Origin of the sequence: Pseudomonas sp. NPDC087185 (assembly GCF_044744955.1) — a bacterium.
Classification (GTDB): domain Bacteria; phylum Pseudomonadota; class Gammaproteobacteria; order Pseudomonadales; family Pseudomonadaceae; genus Aquipseudomonas.
In genome coordinates this window covers 38750-54686 of the sequence record NZ_JBIUZK010000008.1, presented here as the reverse complement: position 1 = coordinate 54686, position 15937 = coordinate 38750, and the positions used below count along the sequence as shown (strand labels likewise).

The window sequence follows — 15937 nt, the reverse complement described above, 5'->3', positions numbered from 1 at the left end:
ATTGCCTGTGCGCGCGGATTGAATACGCAGCGGTGCGCGAAATATATTGAATCCTGTGAATGATTGCCTTGGGCAAAATGGACACCTAAGGTTGTTCATGCAGCATGAAGCTGCAGATTACCAGTACCTTCAAGGAGTCGATGATGAGAAATACAGTGCTTTCCTACCTTTTTCTCCCACTGTTCGCGTGCCTTTCTTCCAATGTGTCAGCTGCGCTGCAAACCCCTGTGGTTGCAGATTCTATTCAGGTTGTACCGTCTGAAAAATCGAGCAAAGTCAGCCTCAACGACGCCGATGCTCTCACGCTTCAAAAAAACCTTGCTGGCATCGGCAAAGCCAAGGCCGAGGCGATCGTCGCCTACCGTGAAGCCAACGGCCCGTTCGAGTCGGTGGATGAGTTGCTGGAAATCAAGGGCATCGGTAAAGCGCTGCTGGAGCGCAACCGGGACAAGCTGGTAGTGGAGTAACCTTGCAGGTCAACCGGTTGGCACTGCGCCAGCCGGTTTGAATTCAGTGAAATGAACTGCCGGTTCAACGATCCTGCGCATCCTTGGCATCCGCCTCGGCATTGCGCTCATGCACTTTCCTCAGTTGTTCCTCCGTCAGCGGCAGTTTCTTCGCCGTATCGCGCAGCATCATCAGCCCGCCAATGATCGAGCCGAGGGCTATGATGAGTATCAGCCAGGCATACCAGGGCATTGTCGTTCTCCTATGAGCATTGGGGCTTCGCTTGTATGAATGTTGAGCGATTGCCTTGACCGTTGGTTCAATTATAGGAGCCGTACACGGCCGGGCCAATTCTCATGACCCACGGCCCCCAAAGCCTGCCCCACTTCGTTTACAATGCGCGCCGTTTACGACTTGCCAAGAGACCCCGACCATGTCCGCCTGCCAGACGCCCCTGATCGTCGCCCTGGATTTCCCAACCCGCGAAGCCGCCCTCAAGTTGGCCGACCAACTCGACCCTGCCCTGTGCCGGGTAAAGGTGGGCAAGGAGCTGTTCACCAGCAGCGCTTCGGGAATCGTCGAGACCTTGTGCGCCAAGGGCTTCGAGGTGTTCCTCGACCTCAAGTTCCACGACATTCCCAACACCACCGCGATGGCGGTCAAGGCTGCGGCCGAGATGGGCGTGTGGATGGTCAACGTGCATTGCTCCGGTGGCCTGCGCATGATGTCGGCCTGCCGTGAAGAGCTGACCAAGCGCAGCGGCCCGCAGCCTTTGCTGATTGGCGTGACCGTGCTGACCAGCATGGAGCGTGAGGACCTGGCCGGTATCGGCCTGGATGTCGACCCGCAGGAGCAGGTATTGCGTCTGGCGGCGCTGGCCGAAAAAGCGGGCATGGACGGGCTGGTATGCTCGGCACTCGAAGCGCCGGCGCTCAAGGCTGCGCACCCTTCGCTGCAGCTGGTAACGCCCGGTATTCGCCCTGCAGGCAGTGCCCAGGATGACCAGCGCCGCATTCTGACCCCGCGCCAGGCGTTGGATGCAGGTTCCGATTACCTGGTAATCGGCCGCCCGATCAGCCAGGCACAGGACCCCGCGCAAGCACTGGCGGCCGTAGTGGCCGAAATCCTCGGTTGAAGCAGTACCCAGGGCTGCCCGTGCAGCACCACCAGGAAATGAACGCTATCCATCAGGCTTCGCGCTTCTTGTTGCGGCGCGGGGCCTTCGATGAGCCTTTTCATCTGCAAGAGGACGCTTGATGTCAGTCGATTTATCGATCGAGTCCCCCGTACAACGCTGCAGAAACACCATTAACAGCTATGTGCTGCCGTTGGGCTGGTTGATCATTCTTACCGGCATGTTCTGGGTGTGGGACCGGGCGCTGTACCACAAGCTCTTCTACATCTTCCTGGCGGTGCCGACGCTGGTGGCATTGCTGCTGAACCCGCGCATCCTCAAGCCTTTGGCCAACAACCCTCTGTTCATCGCGTTCCTGGTGTTCTGTCTCTACACCATGATCAGTATTGGCTGGTCCGACACCGAAAACTCCGTAGGCAGCTTGTTGAAGCGGCCGTTGTACATCGCCATGCTGTTGCTGTCTGCGGGGCTCATCACCTTGCAGTCTCCCTCCCAGTTGCAGCAATGCGTGCGCATGGCCGCAATGTTCGTGGCGTTGGCAGCGCTGATCTCTTTGATCTACTTCTTCGTCCAGCCACCTGAAGGGGATGGGCGCTTGGCGGGGTATGGCGCGCTGTACAACCCACTGCTGACTGCCCACGTGTTCGGCGCGTTCGCCGCCATCTGGCTGGTAGCCTGGTTTCAGGCGCGACGTGCGTTGGACCCTCTGTCGCTTGCTTGCCTGGCGATATTGGGCGTGGCGATTCTTGCAACCGGCTCGCGAACGCCCCTGATCGGCCTGGCGGCTGCTCTGGGCTGGCTGATGCTGGTAGGTGACCGGCGCCGTGCATTGCTGGCAGGCGCAGCAGTTGTTCTGACCTTGATCGGCGTTGCGCTGATTTATCCAGAAGCCATTACCCAACGTGGCGTTTCCCATCGTCCCGCCATCTGGATGGAGTCGTTGCGCCAGATCGGCGAACACCCTTGGCTGGGCCATGGTTACGACGCACCGATGAGCGTGATTCTTCCAGGTTTGGCGCAGAAACTTGCCGACCCGCACAATATCGAACTGGGTGTGTTGTACGCCGGAGGCGTTGTGGGCCTGGTCTTGTGGATGGCCTTCTACGGCCTGGCCTTCTACTTCTGCTGGGTGTACCGCAAGCACCCCGGGGTCACGCTTGCGGCGACTTGGCTGATCTTCGGCTTTGCTTCGGGCCTGACCGAAGGCAGTGCCTTCATGTCACGCCCCAAAGAGCATTGGTTCCTGATCTGGATGCCGATGGCCATGGTTTACGGCCAGTCGTTGATCCACTGGACGCGCAATCGGGCAGCTTAAGACCAGACCAATCGCCATAGGCCACGCAAGGTTTTGCGGGTCCAGAACCTGACCGGGATCTCTGCAAGGATTTCCCGGGTCAGCTGCTTGTCCCGGTTGGCGTACTTGAGCACCATGGAGTTGCGAAACTTCATGCACACCTGTTCGTACTGTGGGTGGTCTTTGAACACCGCGTAGGTGCTCAGCACATTGTCGACCATGAAGCGGCCGTTCTTGAAGGTGTTGGTAGGGTGGTCGCGGTACTGGGCCAGCGGCTCGCCCAGCACGTCGATGTAGTAACCGGCATGGGCAATCGACAGCTCGATGTAAACATCTTCGAGGCGAATCTTGTCGTGGAAGCCGCCGACCTTCTCCAGCGCTTCACGCCGTAACATCAAGGTGGCCGCCATGGGGCCTGGTTTGCGATCCAGGAACAGGTCGTCGAAGTTCAGGCGGCGGAAGGGCAGGTTGCGGTTGCGCTGTTCGCGTGCGCCCATGACCTTGCCGTCCTGGTCGATGGTCTCGATGTTGGCCGAGCAGATGCCTACCTCGGGTTTGCCCTGCATGTAGGCCACCTGCGTGGCGATACGGTGCGGGAACATGATGTCATCGGAGCCGAACGGCACGATCAAATCACCCTCGGCCCTTGCGATCGCTTCGTTGAGTGTACGTGCCAGCCCCTGGTTGGCTTGCAGCTTCAGGTCAAAGCCATGTTGTGCCTGAAGCCGCGTGAGCAGGGCAGGGCTTTCGTCTTTGGAGCCGTCGTCGATTACCAGCAGTTCGATGTTTTTGTAGGTCTGGTTGATGACACTGAGAATGCTTTGTTCGATGTAACGCGCGTGGTTATAGGACGCGATGATCACTGTCACCAAGGGTGTGTCAGTAGCATCGTGACGTTGGGCGTGCATAAAAAAGCCTCTAAACAAAATCCATGCTGCATTTTGCAGGGAATTGACTTGACGCGCCCTTGAAGCGCGACCGTGCCTGCACCTTCAGCGATAGCCTCGCACCCTCATTCACTGGTATAGCCAATGAAAAGCGCTAGGGCTAGAAGTTGGTACGCATGTGGGCCATGCAGACCGATCGCCATAGAATAAGGGCCGGCATGCGTGTGCATGCCGGCCCTTATTCATCAGTTGCTGCGGGATTACGCAATCACCAGCGGCGGGAACGACTTCACCAGGTCATCCAGCGCTTTGATCTGCGCCAGGAACGGCTCCAGCTTGTCCAGCGGCAGGGCGCTCGGCCCGTCGCACTTGGCCTGGTCCGGGTTCGGGTGTGCCTCCAGGAACAAGCCCGCCAGGCCAACGCCCATGCCGGCACGTGCCAGGTCGACGACCTGTTCGCGACGCCCGCCCGACGCTGCGCCCGACGGGTCGCGGTTCTGCAGGGCATGGGTCACGTCGAAGATGATCGGCAGGTTATTGCAGGTGCGCTTCATCACGCCGAAGCCGAGCATGTCGACCACCAGGTTGTCGTAGCCCATGCAGGTACCGCGGTCGCACAGGATCAACTGGTCGTTACCGGCTTCCTTGAACTTCTGCACGATGTTCTGCATTTGCGAAGGGCTGAGGAACTGCGGCTTCTTGATGTTGACCGGCTTGCCGGTCTTGGCCAGGGCGACCACCAGGTCGGTCTGGCGCGCCAGGAAGGCGGGCAACTGCAGCACATCGACCACTTCGGCGACGGGCGCGCACTGGTGGATTTCATGAACGTCGGTGATGATCGGAACGCCGAACTCGGCTTTCACCTTCTCGAAGATGCGTAGGCCTTCTTCCATGCCCGGGCCGCGATAGGAGTGGATCGAGGAGCGGTTGGCCTTGTCGAAGCTGGCCTTGAACACGTAAGGAATGCCCAGTTTCTCGGTGACGCGAACGTACTCGGCGCAGGCGGTCAGGGCCAGCGCTTCGGATTCAAGGACGTTGATGCCGCCGAACAGAACGAAGGGGGCGGTGTTGGAGCACTCGATGGTCTGGGTAATCTTGATCATTTTCTACTCTGTAAAGTCATGGGGTAGCCATGGCGCTCTACCAACGACTTTCGAGGACACCGCGGGTGAAGATCTCTCGGCGCTCCAAGCGCCCGATGTCCTGATGTTTGGCTAGCGCATAGACCCGGTCGAAGGCAGTGCGTTGCACGTCGGGGAAGTACTCGGCAAGTGCGCATTCTACCGCAGCATCATAGTCCGCTTCGGTAATGTAGCGGTAGATTTCTCGATAGTAGAAAAAGCCAAACTGGAAGCCCAGGGTTTCTGCCGCATAAGCCGTAGTCCCGGAAAAGCTGTTTTCCAGATCGATGGCCTGGGCAAGGCCTTGTTCGGGGAGCATGACGTTACCAGCCCACAGGTCCATGTGGGTGATGCCCTGGCAGTGCAAGGCGTGTAGAAGTTCGAAGGTTGCCCGCAGGACCGCGTGTATTGCATCCGGCGCCTGACGAACGCGAGTCAGTCCATCCACATGCCCGGCCAACAGGTCGGTGATGAGAAAGACGTCCTGAACGAGGCCCAGTTTTGAACGGCTGTAACCGTAGCCCTTGAGCTCAGGGACCCGCGCTCCGCGGCGAGCCGCCTCGTGGGTATTGATCAGTTCCTCAATCGACCAGTCATACATCCCGTTGCGCTTGGGGATGCCGCGTTGGATTCGCCATTTCTTTTTCAGCGAGTCGAGCTTTTCACGCTTGGTGAACAATTGACTCCTGTCGCAGTCCAGCGGGGCGCTGACCCGTTTGGCAGAAAGGTTTTGCTCTATCAGTCGCTCGAAAGCCTGCCGGGTGTGAGAGGCAATGGGGCTGCGCAGGTAAAGGGTGGTGTCGCGATACCGCAAGGTATGAGGGTATTCATGCTGCCAATTCTGAGTGCCGCCGACCACATCCAATCCCTTGTAATATCAAAAAGCCACTTTGCAATGGATCCAATATTACAGTTTTTTCACACTTTTCCTACAATTTCGACATTTCATAGGGGCGGGTGTGTGATAGCACGGGGCGAATGGGGCGCTAAGCGCCCCGTTTTGCCGCTGGTTTAAACCTTCAACACCAATTTGCCAAAATTCTCTCCGCTGAACAGCTTGAGCAACGCTTCCGGGAAGGTCTCCAGGCCCTCGACCACATCTTCCTTGCTCTTGACCTTGCCGCTGGCCAGCCAACCGGCCATCTCCTGCGCGGCCTTGCCGTATTCCTTGGCGTGGTCCATCACCACGAAGCCTTCCATCCGCGCCCGGTTGACCAGCAGCGCCAGGTAGTTGGCCGGGCCTTTGACCGCCTCCTTGTTGTTGTACTGGCTGATCGCGCCGCAGATGACGATGCGTGCCTTGAAGTTGATGCGGGTGAGCACGGCATCGAGGATCTCGCCGCCGACGTTGTCGAAGTACACGTCAACGCCCTGCGGGCATTCGCGCTTGAGGCCGGCGAGCACGTCTTCGGCCTTGTAGTCGATGACGCCGTCGAAGCCCAATTCGTCCTTGAGGTACTGGCATTTCTGCGCGCCACCGGCAATGCCGACCACGCGGCAGCCCTTGAGCTTGGCGATCTGGCCGACGATGCTGCCCACCGCACCGGCGGCGCCGGAGATGACCACGGTGTCACCGGCCTTGGGCTGGCCGACGTCGAGCAGGGCAAAGTAGGCGGTCATGCCGGTCATGCCCAACGCCGAGAGGTAGCGGGGCAGCGGCGCTAGTTTGGGGTCGATCTTGTGCAGGCCCTGGGGTTCGCCGGTGTAGTAGTCCTGCACGCCGAGGGCGCCGCTGACGTGGTCGCCGGGTTGGTAGTCCGGGTGGTTGGAGGCCACCACTTCGCCAACGCCCAGGGCGCGCATCACCTGGCCAAGGCCCACGGGCGGAATGTACGACTTGCCTTCGTTCATCCAGCCGCGCATGGCCGGGTCCAGCGACAGGTACAGGTTGCGCACCTGGATCTGGCCATCAGCGGGCGCTTGTGCGGGGACGGTCTCGAAGGTGAAGTCGTCGCGGCGTACGGCGCCGACCGGGCGTTTGGCGAGCAGGAAACGGCGGTTGGTCTGGGTCATGGCGGGGTCCTTTTAGGCATAAGGCATAAGCAGGCAATTTAACGCGGTGATGCCGGTTGGTCTGCAAAATCACTGGCAAGCATATTAGCCCAACCGCTGGCCTGATGATGCTGCCCAGGTGGGCGGTGGGCTGACTAGACTCCGCTTCGAGCATTGCACTGACCCCAGTGGGAGCGGGCTTGCCCGCGAAGAGGTCGGTACTGACAGCCCATCACCTTCAGGAGCTAACAATGAGCATGACCTTTTCCGGCCAGGTAGCCCTGGTCACTGGTGGCGCGGCAGGCATCGGCCGGGCGACGGCACTGGCATTTGCCCGTGAGGGCCTGAAGGTGGTGGTGGCCGACCTTGACCCGGTGGGGGGCGAGGCCACGGTGGCGCTCATTCAAGAGGCCGGTGGCGAAGCACTGTTCGTGGCCTGTGACGTGACCAAGGACGCCGATGTGCGCCACTTGCACGAACGGGCCATTGAAGCCTACGGCCGCCTGGACTACGCCTATAACAATGCCGGCATCGAAATCGAGCAGGGGCGCCTGGCCGAGGGCAGCGAGGCGGAGTTCGACGCCATCATGGGGGTCAACGTCAAAGGTGTCTGGCTGTGCATGAAGTACCAGCTGCCGCTGCTGCTGGCCCAGGGTGGCGGGGCGATCGTCAATACCGCGTCCGTCGCCGGGTTGGGTGCGGCGCCGAAGATGAGTATCTACAGCGCCTCCAAGCATGCGGTGATCGGCCTGACCAAGTCGGCGGCCATCGAGTACGCCAAGAAGGGCATCCGGGTGAATGCAATATGCCCAGCGGTGATCGACACCGACATGTTCCGCCGGGCCTATCAGGCTGACCCGCGCAAAGCCGAGTTCGCCGCAGCGATGCACCCGGTCGGGCGCATCGGCAAGGTTGAGGAAATCGCCAGTGCGGTGCTGTACCTGTGCAGCGATGGCGCAGCGTTCACCACTGGCCACAGCTTGACGGTGGATGGCGGGGCTACTGCAATCTGACGGGCTCACTGAGGGTGCTGTCACGGGCGGACAGCATCAGGGTCAGCGCAACCGCTGCACACCCCAGCGCCAGCACCCCACCAAACACCAGCAGGGCCAACCCCGACCCCAAACGGTCACTCAGCACGCCGGTGAAGATCACCGGCAAGCTGAACCCCAGGTACGCCAGCAGAAAGAACCCGGCACTGGCCCGGGTCTTCTCGCTGCCCGCCAATTGGTTCACTGCCGCCAGGCCGCCCAGGTAGATGAACCCATAACAGGCACTGCTGGCCGCCACTGCACCCAGCAGCACGGCGCCCAGTTGGCCACGGTCGGCGCCCCAGGCCAGCAGCGCGTAGCTGCACGGCAGGATCGCCAAGCCCAGCAACGTGGCCTTCGCACTGGCCAGGCGCCGCGCCAGTGGCTGGAACAGCAGGCCGCAGCTGATCACGCAAAAGGTCGAAAAGCCTGACCAGGCACTGAGGCCATGCTGGCGCAAAATACCCGGTAACAAGGCGATCACCAGACCGACACAGGCCCACGCCAGCAGAATCGCCAGGCCATACACGACGCTGCCGGTGGGGTAGAAGGGCAGGCGCAACATGGCCCCGCGTTGTGCCGGGCGAGGGTCAGGCAGGCGCCAGGCCAGCACCAGGGCGATGCCGGCGAGCAGCAGTTGCAAGTGGAAACTGCCGGGTGTCAGGCTCGGCCCACGCAGCAGGAACAGGCTGGTCAGTGCTGCCCCCAGGCCGAAGCCCAATGACGTGCTGGCGGTCACCCAATTGGCCGCGCGTGCGCTGCTGTCGGCACTCATCAGCTCGCCCATGTAGGCGGTCGCCGTGGCCGAGGCCAGGCCTGTGCCAAGGCCCAGCAGCAGGCGCGCCAGGGCCAGGGTCTCAAGGCTGGGTGCCAGCAGCATGAACAGGGTGGCGAGCATCGACAGCAGCAGCGCGGCGATGATCAGCGGCCGGCGCCCGACCCGGTCAGCCAGGCCGCCAAGGGCCAGCAGCACAGGCAGCACGCCCAGTACATACCCGGAAAAGGCCACCGCAGTGGCGGCGGCGCCTTGGCCGGAGAGGTCGGCGTAGGTGATGTACAGCGGAGCTTGCAGGTTGACCGCCAGGGTGATCAGGCAGAGGGCGAAAGCCAGCATGGCAGGGTTGGCGCGCGGGGGCATGGTGGGGTCCTGGATTCTGGGTTTGTCAGTACCGGCCCTTTTGCGGGCACGGTGCTGCCTGCAGTGCTTTCAGCCTGTTCCCCCAGCAAGGCACACCACCGCCTCATTTATGCTTAACTGTTTGCTCAAAACTACCAAACACTAAACCCATGCACCTTCAACTCGATCGCCAAAGCCCAACCCCACTGGTGCAGCAACTCACCGACCATCTGCAAGCCTGGATCGAGCAGCAACGCCTGCGCCCCGGCGCACGCTTGCCGTCGATCCGCACCCTGGCCCGCACCCAGGCCATCAGCGCCTCCTGCGTGATCGAGGCCTACGACCGCTTGGTCGCCAGCGGCTGGCTTGAGGCGCGCCACGGCACCGGCTTCTTCGTCGCCGAACGCAAACCCGGCCTGGCATTGGACGACCAGCCCGTGTGGGGTGAGGCCGGTGACGGCAGCTGGCGGCAGTTTCGCGAAGGCCATGATCAACTGCTCAAGCTTGGCTGCGGCTGGCTGCCCACTGCGTGGCGTGCGGACGTGGAGCTGGCCCAGGCGATCCGCCAAGTCAGCCGCGGTAACCCGCAGGACTTGTTCGATTACAGCCCACCCCTGGGCCTGGCCAGCCTGCGCCTGCAATTGCACAAACGCCTGGCGCGGCTGGACATCGCCGCCGGCCCCGAGCGCATCCTCACCACCCAAGGCGCCAGCCATGCCCTCGACCTGCTGGTGCGCACGCTCCTTCGCCCTGGCGATACGGTGCTGGTGGAAAACCCCGGCTACTACAACCTCTACAACCTGCTGCGCCAGCATCAGGTGCGCCTGCTGCCAGTACCGCGCACGGTGGCCGGGCCGGACATCGCCGTGCTCGAACGGCTGCTGGCCGAACACCGGCCGCGTTGCCTGTTCATCAACAGCCTGTACCAGAACCCGACCGGCACCAGCCTGACGCCGAAGGTTGCCTATCGCTTGCTGGAGCTGGCCCGTGAGCATGACCTGCGCATCGTCGAGGACGATATCTACGCTGACTTCCAGGACGGGCCGGCAACACGCCTGGCCACCCTCGACAGCGAGCAGCGGGTGATCTACATGGCCAGCTTCTCCAAGACCCTGAGCAGTTCGCTGCGGGTCGGCTACCTGGTGGCCGACCCGCCGCTGCTGGCGCGCCTGGCCGAGTTGAAGATGGTCAGCGGCATCGGCACCTCGCGCTTCGCCGAGCAGGTGGTCGGGCAGATGCTCGCCAGCGGCAGCTACCGCAAAAGCACGCAGCGGCTGAGGGTGCGGCTGGCCCAGCACATGGCCAAACTGCTCGGGCAACTCGAACAGTACGGTTGGCAAGTCTTCTGCGAGCCCTATGGCGGGATGTTCGTCTGGGCGCGGGTGCCGGGGCGCGACTTCGCCAGGCTCGAACAGTTGGCCTTGCAGCAGGATGTACTGCTTACCCCAGGCAGCGCTTTCGACTTCGAGGGCGCTGGCAGCGACTGGCTGCGCATCAATGTCGCCTACGGGCAGGACTCCCGTGCCCAGGCCTTCCTCCGACACGCAGGGCGACCTCCAGCACGCTGATAGCGACACCGGCATAGCCATTTGACACCATTCTGACGTCAGGCCCTTGTGACTGGGGCGGGAACGTTGCCACGCTTGGCCCTCGGCATGGCCTGACACGGTGAAGGGGGATCGGCGATGGGTGCGAGCAGGTACGGTGTTCTGGCCAACCTGGGCATGGCCCGCAAGCTGGGCCTGGGCTTTGCCCTGGTGTTGTTGCTGACCCTGGCGGTGGCGGCCATCGGCATCGCCGCGCTGCACAGCGTCGGCCAACGCTTCGACGGCCTGCGACAGCTGGGCCAGTTCAATACCGACCTGCTCAAGCTGCGCCAGCACGAACAGGCGTTTGCCCTGCGATCGGATATCAAGGAGGCCGAAGCCTTGCGCAGTGGCCTGCAGAACCTCGGCGAACGTGCCCGAAGCTTGCCGGCACTGGCGGCAGCCGAGGCCGACCTGGCGGCCTATGGCCAGGCCTTTGAAGCGTTCGTGGAGCGGGTGCAGGCCAAGGAGCTGGCGCTGGACATGGCCAGCTGGTCGGTGTCGAGCGTGGCCAACAACCTCGATGTGCTGCAGGCCGGGCTAGCCGATGACGGCACCTACACGCTCAAGCAGTCGCAAGGTCAGCAGGGCGGGGAATTCCTTGAGCAGGCCGCGCAGGTGGCGCAGGTCTCGCGCTTGATGCTGCAGGCCATGGACGAGGCGCGCGTGCGCCTGGACAAGGGCCGTAAGGGCGAGGAAGGCGCCGGCGAAGGGCGCATCGCCCAGACAGTCGAAGCGGCGGGGCTGGTCGCGCAGCTGCAGGCGGCGGTAAGCGATGCCGGCTATCAGAGTGTGCTGGGTGAAGTGGCCGGGCATATCGCCAGCTTCACCGAGAAACTCAACGAATACACCGACCTGCTGGCCAAGGAGCAAGGCATCAAGGCACAGTTGCAGGCGCGTGCCGAACAGGCCACCGGCCGCGTTGACCAGGCCTATGCCGATGACGAGCGGGCGATGCAGGGCGAACTGACGCGCAATGCGGTGGCCATCGCCCTGGCCACCGGCTTGGCGCTGCTGGTGGGTGTGCTGGCCGCCTGGCTGATCACCCGCGCCGTGGTCGGCCCGCTCAAGCATGTGATTGGCCGTGCCCAGCGCATCGCGGCGGGGGAGCTGAGCCTGGACGCGCACGCTCATCGCACCGATGAAGTGGGCCAGTTGATGCAGGCCATGCAGCAGATGGCCGGCGGGTTGTCGGGCATCGTCAGTGGCCTGCAGCAAGGCATCGAGCAACTGGCCGGCAGTGCCCAGGCGTTGTCGGCGGTGACCGAGCAGACCAACCGCGAAGTGGGCAGCCAGAAGGAAGAGACCGAGCAGGTGGCCACCGCGATGCAGCAGATGACCGCCACCGTGCACGATGTGGCGCGCAATGCCGAAGAGGCGGCCCGGGCCGCCCAGGCTGCCGACGACAAGGTCGACAGCGGCCAGCAGGTGGTACGCCAGAGCATGCAGCGTATCGAGCAACTGGCGGCGGCGGCGGAAACCGCCAGTGCCGGTATCGACAGCCTCAGCGCCGAGGTTCACACCATCGGCGATGTGCTGGCAGTGATCAAGAGCGTTGCCGAGCAAACCAACCTGCTGGCGCTCAATGCCGCCATCGAGGCGGCGCGGGCCGGCGAGCAGGGGCGCGGCTTTGCCGTGGTGGCTGACGAGGTGCGGGCGTTGGCTCGGCGTACCCGGCAATCCACCGAGGAGATCGAGCGGCTGGTCGCCAGCCTGCGTGGCAATGCCCAGCAGTCGGTGGCGCAGATCCGTGGCAGTACCGAGCTGGTGCGCCTGGCAGTGGCCGATGCGCTGCAGACCGAGGGCGCCCTGGGCAGCATTGCTGCAGCCGTGTCATTGATCCAGCAGATGAACCAGCAGATCGCCGCAGCGGCCGAGCAACAGAGCTCGGTGGCCGAGGAGATCAGCCGCAGTGTCACGCAGATCCGCACCAGCGCCGACCAGGCGGCGCTGGCGATGCAGGATAACGCCCGTTCCAGTATCGAACTGGCACAACTGGGCAAAGACCTGAAGGGCATGGTGGGCCACTTCAGGTTGTAAGCATGGCCGCAGGCTCAATCCACGCCGACGAAACCACCGGTCTGGTGATGCCACAGCCTGGCGTACAAGCCTTGTTGCTCCAGCAGTTCGCTGTGGCTGCCACTTTCTACGATATGCCCCTGTTCCAGCACCACCAGGCGGTCCATCCGCGCGATGGTCGAGAGGCGGTGGGCGATGGCGATCACGGTCTTGCCTTGCATCAGGGTTTCCAGGCTTTCCTGAATCGCCGCTTCGACTTCCGAATCCAGCGCCGAAGTCGCCTCGTCCATGATCAGGATGGGCGCGTTCTTCAGCAGCACCCGGGCAATCGCGATGCGCTGGCGCTGGCCACCGGACAGCTTGACCCCGCGCTCACCCACATGCGCATCGAAGCCGGTTCGGCCCTGGGCATCCGACAACTGCGGGATGAACTCGTCGGCACGCGCCCGGCGCACCGCCTCACGCATTTCCGCTTCGCTGGCATCGGGGCGGCCGTACAGCAGGTTGTCGCGGATCGAGCGGTGCAGCAGCGACGTGTCCTGGGTGATCATGCCGATCTGCGCGCGCAGGCTGGCCTGGGTCACGTTGGCGATGTCCTGGCCGTCGATCAGGATGCGCCCGCCCTGCACGTCGTAAAGCCGCAGCAGCAGGTTGACCAGGGTCGACTTGCCGGCGCCGGACGGGCCGATCAGGCCGATTTTCTCGCCCGGGCGGATGTCCAGGTTCAGCGCTTCGATCACGTTGCGCGCCTTGCCGTAGTGGAAGTCGACATCGTCGAAACGCACCGCGCCCCGGGTCACTTTCAGCGGCGCCGCCTGGGGCTGGTCGGTGACGGTGACCGGCTGGGCGATGGTCTGCAGGCCGTCCTGGACCATGCCGATGTTCTCGAAGATGCCGTTGACCACCCACATGATCCAGCCCGACATGTTGACGATGCGGATCACCAGGCCGGTGGCCAGGGCAATGGCGCCGACGGTGATCAGCGACTGGCTCCACAGCCACAGTGCAAGGCCTGTGGTGGTCACCACCAGCAAGCCGTTGAGGGTGGTGATGACCACATCCATGCTGGTGATGACCCGCGACGCCAGCTGGGTTTTTTCGGTCTGCTCACGGATCGCCTCGCGGGCGTACTGCTGCTCGTAGTCGGTGTGGGCGAACAGCTTGAGGGTGGCGATGTTGGTGTAGCCGTCGACGATGCGCCCCATCAGTTTGGAGCGGGCATCGGAGGAAATCACCGAGCGCTCCTTGACCCGTGGCACGAAGTACAACAGTGCGGCCACATAGGCCCCGATCCATGCCAGCAGCGGCAGCATCAGGCGCCAGTCGGCCTCGGCGAACAGCACCAGCGAGGTGATCGCGTAGATCAGCACATGCCACAGCGCGTCCACCGCCTGCACCGCCGAATCGCGCAGCGAGTTGCCGGTCTGCATGATGCGCTGGGCGATACGCCCGGCGAAATCGCTCTGGAAGAAGTTCAGGCTCTGCTTGAGCACATAGGTGTGGTTTTGCCAGCGGATCAGGCTGGTCATGCCGGGGTTGATGGTCTGGTGCACCAGCAGGTCGTGCAGGCCGAAGAAGATCGGCCGTAGCAGCAGGATCACCACCAGCATCCAGATCAGTTCGCCGCTGTGCTCGCTGAAGAAATTGGCGTTGGGCGTGCCCTGGGCCAGGTCGATGATGCGGCTGAGGTAGCTGAACATCGCCACCTCGATCAGCGAGGCGAACAGGCCGACCACCAGCAGGGCGAGAAAACTTGGCCACACCTGCCGCAGGTAATAGAGGTAGAAGGGCCACACCTGGGTGGGCGGCGACTCGCTGGGCGCGTCGCGGAAGATATCGATCAGTTGCTCGAAACGGCGGTACAGCATGGGTGACAACACTCCTGTTCAACCCGACCCTCAGGCGGTTTCACGTCCCTGTGAAGCCTGCGGTCAGTCGATGCGTTTGGCGGACTTGATGAACACCGGGTCGGCCGGCACATCGCGCATGCCTTTCTTGACGGTGGTGGGCGAATTGACGATCTGGTCGACCACTTCCATGCCCTTGGTCACTTTGCCGAACACCGCGTAGCCACGGTCACGGCCGGGGTTGAGGAAGTCGTTGTCGGCCACGTTGATGAAGAACTGGCTGGTGGCCGAGTTCGGGTCCGAGGTGCGGGCCATCGACAGCGTGCCGCGGGTATTCAGCAGGCCGTTGCCGGCTTCGTTGCGGATCGGGTCACGGGTCGGCTTCTGGTTCATCTGCTCGGTAAAACCACCGCCCTGGACCATGAAGCCCGGGATCACGCGGTGGAAGATGGTGTTGTTGTAGAAGCCGCTGTCGACGTACTCGAGGAAGTTCTTGGTACTGATCGGCGCCTTGTCGGCATTGAGCTCGATTTCGACCTGACCGAAGCTGGTATCCAGCAACACGTGAGGGGTCTTGTCAGAGGCCATGACGCTGGTGGCGAAGGCGACCGAGCAGGCGGTGAGCAGGAGTTTTTTCAGCATGGGCTCAAAGATCCTTGAGAGGTGGAAGCGGCTGCAAGGAACTGCAGCAGGGTCTGGTTGAAGACCTCGGGTTGATCGAGGGGTGTAGCGTGCCGGGAATCATCGATGACTACCAGCTTCGCCTGGGGCATCAAGGCCACATAGCGCTCTTTAAGTTGTACCGGGGTGTAATCGTGGTCGGCGGCGATCACCAGCGTGGGACAGTGAATCTGCCCGATGCGTTCCTGTACGCCCCAGTCGACGATGGCGTCGAAGCTCTTGAGGTAGGCGCGTTTGTCGTTGCGCGCCCAGCGCTGGGCCATCTTCTGGCGCAGGTCGGCCTGGCCCGGCTTGGGGAACAGCCGCTCGGCCAGGCCCTTGCCGACCGTCTCGACACTCAGCAGGCGCGCCAGGCCCCAGCGTTTGGCCCACCACACCCAGTCGCTGCGGGTACGGCGCTTGACCTCGGGGGCGCTGTTGACGATGCACAGGCTACGCAGCCACTGCGGGTGGTCGACGGCGAACTGAAAGCCGACCATGCCGCCCATGGACAGCCCGACGAAATGCACGGGGCCGGTCTGCAGGTGCTCCAGCAACGCCAGCAGGTCGGCGCTGAACGTGGCGATCTGGTAGCCGTCGCGCGGCTTGTCGGAGCGGCCATGGCCGCGGATGTCCATGAGGATCACCCGGTAGTGGCGGCTCAGTTCGGGTACCTGCAGCTCCCAGTCCTGGCTGCTCGAACCCAGCCCGTGCAGCAGCACCAGGGGTTCGCCCTGGCCGTATTGCTGATAATGCAGCGAACATCCTTCATGTTCGAAATAGGCCATGGGCGCGGTCCTC

General features: G+C 62.8%; 15 protein-coding genes and 1 pseudogene. 7 read left to right on the top strand and 9 right to left on the bottom strand.

Annotated features, from left to right (window positions below; all coding sequences use genetic code 11):
* The first annotated feature begins 104 nt into the window (after positions 1-104).
* Positions 105-467, top strand: a complete 363-nt coding sequence (locus ACIPIJ_RS24125; RefSeq protein WP_401081471.1) for a ComEA family DNA-binding protein — start codon at positions 105-107, stop codon at positions 465-467.
* Between the two features lie 64 nt (positions 468-531).
* Here the strand turns inward: ACIPIJ_RS24125 and ACIPIJ_RS24120 are convergent, their stop codons facing one another.
* A complete protein-coding gene (locus ACIPIJ_RS24120) occupies positions 532-699 on the bottom strand; it encodes a DUF2897 family protein (RefSeq protein ID WP_103449638.1) in 168 nt (55 codons plus the stop codon).
* A 181-nt stretch (positions 700-880) separates the two neighbouring features.
* Between ACIPIJ_RS24120 and pyrF the strand changes: the two genes are divergently transcribed.
* Positions 881-1582 carry an orotidine-5'-phosphate decarboxylase gene (gene pyrF, locus ACIPIJ_RS24115; RefSeq protein WP_401081468.1) on the top strand — a complete coding sequence of 234 codons (702 nt, stop codon included), beginning with the start codon at positions 881-883 and terminating at the stop codon, positions 1580-1582.
* 121 nt (positions 1583-1703) lie between these two features.
* Positions 1704-2897, top strand: coding sequence for an O-antigen ligase family protein (locus tag ACIPIJ_RS24110; protein WP_401081465.1), 1194 nt, complete (start codon positions 1704-1706; stop codon positions 2895-2897).
* Here the strand turns inward: ACIPIJ_RS24110 and ACIPIJ_RS24105 are convergent.
* From ACIPIJ_RS24105 to ACIPIJ_RS24090, 4 genes are all read right to left on the bottom strand, one after another.
* Positions 2894-3784 (bottom strand): glycosyltransferase, encoded by an 891-nt coding sequence (locus ACIPIJ_RS24105; protein ID WP_401081463.1) that lies wholly within the window; start codon positions 3782-3784, stop codon positions 2894-2896. The two genes, ACIPIJ_RS24110 and ACIPIJ_RS24105, sit on opposite strands and share 4 nt — an antisense overlap.
* Positions 3785-4023: 239 nt before the next feature.
* Entirely contained in the window at positions 4024-4866 is an 843-nt protein-coding gene (gene kdsA / locus ACIPIJ_RS24100; RefSeq protein WP_401081460.1) for a 3-deoxy-8-phosphooctulonate synthase, read from the bottom strand.
* Between the two features lie 37 nt (positions 4867-4903).
* Positions 4904-5563, bottom strand: a complete 660-nt coding sequence (locus ACIPIJ_RS24095) for a lipopolysaccharide kinase InaA family protein (protein WP_401081457.1) — start codon at positions 5561-5563, stop codon at positions 4904-4906.
* Between the two features lie 332 nt (positions 5564-5895).
* Positions 5896-6897 (bottom strand): NADP-dependent oxidoreductase, encoded by a 1002-nt coding sequence (locus ACIPIJ_RS24090; RefSeq protein ID WP_401081454.1) that lies wholly within the window; start codon positions 6895-6897, stop codon positions 5896-5898.
* A gap of 230 nt (positions 6898-7127) precedes the next feature.
* On the opposite strand from ACIPIJ_RS24090, the gene ACIPIJ_RS24085 reads away from it, so the two are divergent.
* Positions 7128-7889, top strand: coding sequence for an SDR family oxidoreductase (locus ACIPIJ_RS24085; protein ID WP_401081451.1), 762 nt, complete (start codon positions 7128-7130; stop codon positions 7887-7889).
* On the opposite strand, the gene ACIPIJ_RS24080 is transcribed toward ACIPIJ_RS24085, so the two are convergent.
* Positions 7876-9045, bottom strand: coding sequence for an MFS transporter (locus ACIPIJ_RS24080; protein WP_401081448.1), 1170 nt, complete (start codon positions 9043-9045; stop codon positions 7876-7878). The two genes, ACIPIJ_RS24085 and ACIPIJ_RS24080, sit on opposite strands and share 14 nt — an antisense overlap.
* A gap of 149 nt (positions 9046-9194) precedes the next feature.
* Between ACIPIJ_RS24080 and ACIPIJ_RS24075 the strand changes: the two genes are divergently transcribed.
* The 3 genes and pseudogenes from ACIPIJ_RS24075 (at position 9195) to ACIPIJ_RS24065 (ending at position 12650) form a co-directional block, all read left to right on the top strand.
* Entirely contained in the window at positions 9195-10592 is a 1398-nt protein-coding gene (locus ACIPIJ_RS24075) for a PLP-dependent aminotransferase family protein (protein WP_401081445.1), read from the top strand.
* Between the two features lie 117 nt (positions 10593-10709).
* Positions 10710-11789: pseudogene (locus ACIPIJ_RS24070) on the top strand (HAMP domain-containing protein); the annotation flags it as partial.
* Complete coding sequence (locus ACIPIJ_RS24065; RefSeq protein WP_401082008.1) at positions 11769-12650, top strand: methyl-accepting chemotaxis protein; 882 nt, start codon at positions 11769-11771, stop codon at positions 12648-12650. The pseudogene ACIPIJ_RS24070 and the gene ACIPIJ_RS24065, both read left to right, overlap by 21 nt.
* A 14-nt stretch (positions 12651-12664) precedes the next feature.
* On the opposite strand, the gene ACIPIJ_RS24060 is transcribed toward ACIPIJ_RS24065, so the two are convergent.
* From ACIPIJ_RS24060 to ACIPIJ_RS24050, 3 genes are all read right to left on the bottom strand, one after another.
* Positions 12665-14497, bottom strand: coding sequence for an ABC transporter ATP-binding protein (locus tag ACIPIJ_RS24060; RefSeq protein ID WP_401081442.1), 1833 nt, complete (start codon positions 14495-14497; stop codon positions 12665-12667).
* 63 nt (positions 14498-14560) lie between these two features.
* The gene (locus ACIPIJ_RS24055) at positions 14561-15118 is read right to left on the bottom strand and encodes a peptidylprolyl isomerase (protein WP_401081440.1); all 558 of its coding nucleotides are present in this window, start codon (positions 15116-15118) and stop codon (positions 14561-14563) included.
* Positions 15112-15924, bottom strand: coding sequence for an alpha/beta fold hydrolase (locus ACIPIJ_RS24050; RefSeq protein WP_401081437.1), 813 nt, complete (start codon positions 15922-15924; stop codon positions 15112-15114). The genes ACIPIJ_RS24055 and ACIPIJ_RS24050 overlap by 7 nt, the downstream gene beginning before the upstream one ends.
* Between the last annotated feature and the right edge of the window lie 13 nt (positions 15925-15937).